5 protein-coding genes are annotated in these 7532 nt (G+C 72.2%); all 5 read left to right on the top strand.

The features are described from left to right. The first annotated feature begins 223 nt into the window (after nucleotides 1–223). Complete coding sequence (locus BH719_RS03730; protein WP_034219978.1) at nucleotides 224–1078, top strand: SGNH/GDSL hydrolase family protein; 855 nt, start codon at nucleotides 224–226, stop codon at nucleotides 1076–1078. Beyond that, complete coding sequence (gene pth, locus BH719_RS03725; RefSeq protein ID WP_009743418.1) at nucleotides 1065–1667, top strand: aminoacyl-tRNA hydrolase; 603 nt, start codon at nucleotides 1065–1067, stop codon at nucleotides 1665–1667. The genes BH719_RS03730 and pth overlap by 14 nt, the downstream gene beginning before the upstream one ends. Before the next feature lie 25 nt (nucleotides 1668–1692). Then, nucleotides 1693–5277 carry a transcription-repair coupling factor gene (mfd, locus tag BH719_RS03720; RefSeq protein ID WP_009743417.1) on the top strand — a complete coding sequence of 1195 codons (3585 nt, stop codon included), beginning with the start codon at nucleotides 1693–1695 and terminating at the stop codon, nucleotides 5275–5277. 53 nt (nucleotides 5278–5330) lie between these two features. After that, nucleotides 5331–5927, top strand: a complete 597-nt coding sequence (locus BH719_RS03715) for a hypothetical protein (RefSeq protein ID WP_009743416.1) — start codon at nucleotides 5331–5333, stop codon at nucleotides 5925–5927. Nucleotides 5928–6133: 206 nt separating this feature from the next. Beyond that, entirely contained in the window at nucleotides 6134–7414 is a 1281-nt protein-coding gene (eno, locus tag BH719_RS03710; RefSeq protein WP_034255572.1) for a phosphopyruvate hydratase, read from the top strand. Nucleotides 7415–7532: the final 118 nt, after the last annotated feature.

The following is a 7532-nucleotide window of genomic DNA, read 5'->3' as shown; positions in this document are numbered from 1 at the left end:
CGAGGCGATCGCAGCGGCCTACGGGGCGCGGGGCTGGGAGCCCCCCCGCTTCCTCGGCGCCCTGCCCTCCGGGCCCGCAGGGCGCACCGTCTGAGCGGGGCACTGCGCGGCGCCGACCGCCCGGCGGGGGGCCGCTGCGCCGTTTGAACAGGTCCGCGCTGCGCGCATACACTGGGGGCTCGCACTACCAGCGGTCGCGCACGGCGCAGGAAAGAGGAAGATGATGCGAATCAGCAAACGGGCATGGCAGGTCGCCGGGGCCGCGGCGGGCGGCGCCTCGCTGTTCGGCGGCGGCATCGCGCTCGGGCGCCTGCTCCGCCTCGATTCCCAGCGCGGCGACTACCGGAAGGCGTGGGAGGACCACACGCTGGCCACCATGGACCGCCTGCGCGCCAACGAGGGGGAGAAGCCCTACGTCATCGTCGCCCTGGGGGACTCCTCGGTGCAGGGGCTGGGGGCGTCGCGCGTCACCGAGTCCTACCCCGCGCTGCTCGCCTCCGCCATCCAGCAGACCCTGGGGCGCGAGGTCGCCCTGCTCAACCTCTCGCTGTCCGGTGCCACGGTGGAGTCCGTGGAACTCACCCAGATCCCGCAGATGCGCGGCATGGGGCTGATCGACGGGGACATCGAGCCGGACCTGGTGACGCTGAGCATCGGCGGCAACGACGTCATGGCGGAGGACATGGCCCCGGGCCAGTTCGCCGAGCGGCTGGGCCGCGTGATCGCGGCGCTGCCCCCGGACTCCCTGGTCTCCTCCATCCCCTCCTTCGGCATCATGCCCCAGGAGAAGCGCGCCACCGAGATGTCGGAGTACTTGGCGCGCACGGTCGAGGAGTCGACTGCCCGCATGGTGGATGTGCGGGCCCTCACCCGCGAGTACTCCCTGCCGACGTACACCTTCGCCTACCACGCCGCCGACTTCTTCCACCCGAACTCCGCCGCCTACGCCACCTGGGCGCAGCTCTTCGCCGACGAGTGGGCCGCCTCGCGCCGCCAGGCCGCGCCCGTCGTCGCCGACGCGCCGCAGTGGGGCATGCTCTCGGCGCGGGTGGCACAATCGGAGTATGAACACGACTGACTCGCCGTGGCTCGTCGTCGGGCTGGGCAATCCGGGCGCGCAGTACGCCTCCACCCGGCACAACGTCGGCCACCTCACCATTGACGTCCTCGCGGCGCGCGCGGGCGCGGTGCTCAAGACCCACCGCTCGCGCACCCGCGTCGCCGACGTCCGCCTGGGAGTGGGGCCCGGCGGCGTCCCAGGGCCGCGCGCCGTCCTGGCGCGCTCCGAGACCTACATGAACACGACGGGCGGGCCCATCCGCCGCCTCGCGGACTTCCTCGGCATCGGGGCGCAGAGGATCCTGGTCGTCCACGACGACCTCGACCTGCCCCCCCACGAGCTCAGGCTCAAGGCCGGGGGCGGCGAGGGCGGCCACAACGGCCTCAAGTCCCTCACCCAGGCCCTGGGGACCCGCGACTACCACAGGCTCCGCATCGGCATCGGGCGGCCGCCGGGGCGCATGGACCCCGCCGACTACGTCCTGGCGCCCATCCCCGCCAAGGAGCGCCCCGACTGGGACGTGACCCTCGAGGAGGCCGCCGACGCCGTGGAGGGGGTCGTGGCCGAGGGCTTCGCGCCTGCCCAGCAGGCACTCCACACCCGATAGTCCCAGCGCCACCGAAAGGCGATCCGTGCTCCTCACTGGACTGCTGCCCCTGCTCGCATCCGACCCGGCCGTCGCCGCCGCGGCGGACTCCATCGCGGCCGGGCGCTCCGGCGCACTCGTGGCCCCCTCGGGCCTGCGCGCGCCCATCGCCGCGCACATCGCCTCGCGCGCCACCACCCCCGTGGTGGTCCTCACCGCGACGGGGCGCGAGGCGGAGGTGATGACCGCGGCCCTCGCCTCGTGGACGGCGGGGGCAGCCGCCTTCCCGGCCTGGGAGACGCTGCCGCACGAGCGCCTGTCGCCCCAGGTGGACACGATGGCCAGCCGCATCGCCGTGCTGCGCCGCCTGGCGCACCCCGTCCAGGGCGACGCCTTCGCCGGCCCCCTGTCCGTCCTGGTGGTGCCCGTCCGCTCGTTCCTGCAGCCCATCATCCGCGGCCTGGCGGACCTGGAGCCGGTGCGCATCGCGGTGGGCGACGTCGTGGACCTGCCGGAGGCCACCGCGCGCCTGTCGGACCTGGGCTACCAAAGGGTCGACATGGTCGAGGCGCGCGGGCAGATGAGTGTGCGCGGCGGCATCCTGGACGTGTTCCCGCCCCAGGAGCCCCATCCGCTGCGCGTGGAGCTGTGGGGCGACGAGGTCGAAGAGATCCGGGCCTTCTCCATCCAGGACCAGCGCACCCTGGGCGCCGCCCCCCACGGCCTGTGGGCGGTGCCCTGCCGGGAGCTGCTGCTCAGCGCCCCGGTGCGGGCCCGTGCCCGCGAGGCGGCCGACCGCCTGCCCGGCGCGGCCGAGATGCTGTCCCTGGCCGCCGAGGGCATCCCAGCACCGGGCATCGAGTCCCTGGCGCCGGTCCTGGCCTCCGGCATGGACCGCCTCGTGGACCTGCTGCCCCCGGGGACGCCGGTGCTGGCGTCGGATCCTGAGCGCATCCGCGCGCGGGCGGCGGATCTGGTCGCCACGACCGACGAGTTCCTGCGGGCGGCGTGGAGCGCGGCGGCCGGAGGCGCCCAGGTGCCCCTGGAGGCCTCCGACGCCTCCTTCCTGGACCTCGACGACCTGTGGGGGGCGGGCGGGCCGTGGTGGGAGCTGACGTCCCTGCCCCCCGCAGAACTCGCTGAGGCGGCGGCCGACGGGGAGGACGCGGGCGCGGGCTCCGATGGAGGCGGTTCCGCCCTGGTCGCCTCGCCCGTGCTCATGCGCGCGGGCGCCCGGGAGGTGCGCCCCTACAGGGGGGACTTCGCCGCCGCGGCCGCGGACCTCAAGTCGCTGGCAGCCCAGGACTGGCGGGTCGTCGTCACCACCGAGGGCCCCGGGCCCGGGCGCCGCATCCGCACGATCCTGGCCGAGGCGGGCTGCCCCGTCGCCCTGTCGGACTCCGTCGACTCCGACCCCGGGCCCGGCCTGGTGACCATCACGACTGCGCAGGGCACCGCTGGGTTCGTGGCCCCGGACCTGCGCGTCGCGGTCCTCACCGAGGGCGACATGACGGGCCGCGCGGGGGCCACCACCAGGGACATGCGGCGCATGCCGAGCCGGCGGCGCAAGGGCGTGGACCCCCTCACCCTGCACCCGGGCGACTACATCGTCCACGAGCAGCACGGCATCGGGCGCTTCGTCGAGCTGGTCAGCCGCACCGTCGGGCGCGCCGACGCGGCCGCCACCCGCGACTACCTGGTCATCGAGTACGCGCCGTCCAAGCGCGGCCAGCCGGGCGACCGCCTCTTCGTGCCCACCGACGCCCTCGACCAGATCTCCAAGTACACGGGCAGCGACGAGCCCTCCCTCACGAAGATGGGCGGCGCCGACTGGGCGAAGACCAAGGCGCGCGCGAAGAAGGCCGTGAACGAGGTCGCCAAGGAGCTGATCCGCCTGTACGCCGTGCGCCAGCAGACCAAGGGGCACGCCTTCGGCCCCGACACGCCGTGGCAGCGCGAGCTCGAGGACGCCTTCCCCTACGTGGAGACCCCCGATCAGCTCGTCACCATCGACGAGGTCAAAGCGGACATGGAGAAGCCCGTCCCCATGGACCGCCTGCTCACCGGCGACGTCGGCTACGGGAAAACCGAGATCGCGGTGCGCGCCGCCTTCAAAGCGATCCAGGACGGGTACCAGGCGGCGGTCCTGGTGCCCACGACCCTGCTGGTCACCCAGCACCTGGAGACCTTCTCGGAGCGCTACGCCGGTTTCCCCGTCGAGATCGGGACGCTGTCGCGCTTCTCGACGCCGAAGCAGACCGAGGAGGTCAAGGCGGGCCTGGCCTCGGGGCGCATCGACCTGGTGATCGGCACGCACGCGCTGCTGACCGGGGCGGTCGCCTTCAAGAAGCTGGGCCTGGTCGTCATCGACGAGGAGCAGCGCTTCGGCGTCGAGCACAAGGAGACCCTCAAGGCGCTGCGCACCGACGTGGACGTCCTGTCCATGTCGGCCACGCCGATCCCGCGGACCCTGGAGATGGCGGTCTCCGGGATCCGCGAGATGTCGATCCTGCAGACCCCTCCCGAGGAGCGCCAGCCCGTGCTCACCTTCGTCGGAGCCCACACCGACGCGCAGGTCAGCGCCGCGATCCGCCGCGAGCTGCTGCGCGACGGGCAGGTGTTCTACGTGCACAACCGCGTCGACTCCATCAACTCGGTCGCTGCCCGCGTGCAGTCGCTGGTCCCCGAGGCGCGGGTGCGCGTCGCCCACGGCAAGCTCGGCGAGCACCAGCTGGAGGCCGTGATCCAGGACTTCTGGAACCACGAGTTCGACGTCCTGGTGTGCACGACCATCGTGGAGACGGGACTGGACATCTCGAACGCGAACACCCTCATCGTCGACCGCGCCGACGTGTTCGGGCTCTCCCAGCTCCACCAGTTGCGCGGACGCGTGGGGCGCGGGCGCGAGCGGGCCTACGCCTACTTCTTCTACCCCGGCGACAAGGCCCTCACCCAGACCGCCCACGAGCGGCTCAAGACCATCGCCGCCAACACGGACCTGGGGGCGGGGCTGGCCGTGGCGCAGCGGGACCTGGAGATCCGGGGCGCGGGGAACCTGCTGGGCGGCGCGCAGTCCGGGCACGTCGAGGGCGTGGGCTTCGACCTCTACGTGCGGATGGTGTCCGACGCCGTCGCCGCCTACCGCGGAGAGGCGCCCGCCCAGAAGGCCGACGTGCGCCTGGACCTGGCCGTCGACGCCCACATCCCCGAGGACTACGTGCGCGGCGAGCGGCTGCGCCTGGAGGTGTATGCCAAGATCGCCGCCGTCTCCTCACCCGAGCAGGAGGCGGACGTGCGCGAGGAACTGGCCGACCGCTACGGCCCGCTGCCCGCCCAGGTGGACCTGCTCTTCGCCGTCGCCCGCCTGCGCGAGGTCCTGCGACGCGCCGGCATCGGCGAGGCCGTCACCCAGGGCAAGTACCTGCGGGTGTCGCCGGTCCAGTTGCGCGACTCCCAGGCGATGCGGCTCAAACGCCTCCACCCGGGCGCGGTCATCAAGGCCGCCGTGCGCCAGGTCCTGGTGCCCTTCCCCCTGACGCAGCGGATAGGCGGCGCGCCCCTGACGGACGGGCCGCTGCTCGAATGGGTGGAGACCCTGGTGACCAGGATCCTCACCCCTTTTCGTGAGTGAGGGTGGCGTGCAATACACTGGTGGGGTTGAATACGCCTTCAAGGAGGATACTCGTGGCCTTGCGCACAAAGATCGCGTCGGTGGCGGCGGTGGTGGCAGCCGCCGTGGGAATGGGGGCGTGCTCCGCGCACCCCGGGCAGGCGATCGTCACCACGCAGGGGTCGTACTCGATCTCCGACATCGAGACCGCGACCGCCCAGATCGGTGAGATCATCGGGCAGAAAGCCGAGCTGAACAGGATCCGCGCGGTCTTCTACACCGCGCCCCAGCTCGACGCGCTGGCCGCCCGCCTGGGAGTGGGCGTCACCGACGCGCAGATCGACCAGAGGGTCGCCGCTTTCAGCGCCGCCGCCGGTCAGGACAAATACGACAAGCCCCTGGCCGAATCCACGAAAACGGTCGTGCGGGCGACGATCATCTCCGAGATGCTCAACCAGGCGGTCTCCCAGGACCCCTCCCTGCGCGAGCAGGCCCTCTCCTTCCTCCAGCAGCAGAACGCCCAGCTGGACCCGCAGGTCAACCCGCGCTTCCCGGCACTGGACAGCCAGATGAACGCCTTCGACTACCCGCGCCTGGGCGATGTCGTGTCCGGTTCGGGCAGTGCCTCCGATGCCCGCCAGCGCACAGGGCAGTCGGCCCCCACTGGCTGACGGGCCGCGGAGCGCCCCGCGCAGCGCGGCCCCAGTGGCGCGGCACACCCCGGCGCTGGGACCAATGTCACGTGGTGCGCTCGCTCGCGGAGCGGCTCCGCAATGAAAGAACGTCCGCCCCCCAAGAAGGGGGGTGACCGAGAACGCGGTTGGTACTACCGTTAGGACTGACCGCAGTCCACGCAAATGATCGATTGGAGAATGACGTGGCTCTTATTGAAGGCATTGGCGCACGCGAGATCTTGGACTCGCGCGGCAACCCCACCGTCGAGGTCGAGGTCCTCCTGGAGGACGGCGTCCTGGCCCGCGCTTCCGTCCCCTCCGGCGCGTCCACGGGCGCGTTCGAGGCCGTCGAGCGTCGCGATGGCGACAAGGGCCGTTACCTGGGCAAGGGGGTCCAGGACGCGGTCGACGCCGTCGAGGACGAGATCGCCCCCGAGCTCATCGGCCTCGAGGCCACCGACCAGCGCGAGATCGACTCCACGATGATCGACCTGGACGGCACCGACAACAAGGGCAAACTGGGCGCCAACGCCATCCTGGGCGTCTCCCTGGCCGTCGCGAAGGCGTCCGCGAAGTCCGCCGACCTGCCCCTCTTCCAGTACCTGGGCGGCCCCAACGCCCACGTCCTGCCCGTCCCCATGATGAACATCCTCAACGGCGGCTCCCACGCGGACTCGAACGTCGACATCCAGGAGTTCATGATCTCCCCCCTGGGCGCCCCCACCTTCCGCGAGGCGCTGCGCTGGGGCGCCGAGGTCTACCACACCCTCAAGTCCGTCGTGAAGGAGCGGGGCCTGTCCACCGGCCTCGGTGACGAGGGCGGCTTCGCCCCCAACCTGGACTCCAACGCCGAGGCGCTCGACCTGATCGTCGAGGCCATCGAGAAGGCGGGCTTCAAGCCCGGCCAGGACGTCGCGCTGGCCCTGGACGTCGCCTCCTCCGAGTTCTTCAAGGACGGCCTGTACACCTTCGAGGGCGAGGGCCGCTCCACCGACTACATGGTCGAGTACTACGAGAAGCTCATCTCCACCTACCCGCTGGTCTCCATCGAGGACCCGTTGTCCGAGGACGAGTGGGACGCCTGGAAGGCCCTCACCGCCGAGATCGGCGGCCGCGTGCAGCTGGTCGGCGACGACCTCTTCGTCACCAACCCCGCCCGCCTGGCCAAGGGCATCGAGCTCGGCGCCGCGAACGCGCTGCTGGTGAAGGTCAACCAGATCGGCTCGCTGACCGAGACCCTCGACGCGGTCGAGGAGGCCCACCGCAACGGCTACCGCACCATGACCTCGCACCGCTCCGGCGAGACCGAGGACACGACGATCGCCGACCTGGCCGTTGCCACCAACTCCGGCCAGATCAAGACGGGTGCCCCCGCCCGCTCCGAGCGCGTCGCGAAGTACAACCAGCTGCTGCGCATCGAGGAGCTGCTGGGCGACTCGGCCGTCTACGCCGGCCGTGGCGCCTTCCCGCGCTTCGCCCACTGAGGCACCGGGCCAGCCCCCTGGCGGGAGCGCCCGAGCGCGCCGGTCCCCGGGAACCCACGCGGTTCCCGGGGACCGGCGCGTCGGCCCGCCTGCGCCGATGCGGCGCGCACGGCGAGTG

The sequence above is a fragment of the Pauljensenia hongkongensis genome (assembly GCF_001746855.1).
Lineage (GTDB): Bacteria > Actinomycetota > Actinomycetes > Actinomycetales > Actinomycetaceae > Pauljensenia > Pauljensenia hongkongensis.
Note: the sequence above shows the minus strand (reverse complement) of the source record. Positions and strands in the feature narration are given on the sequence as shown.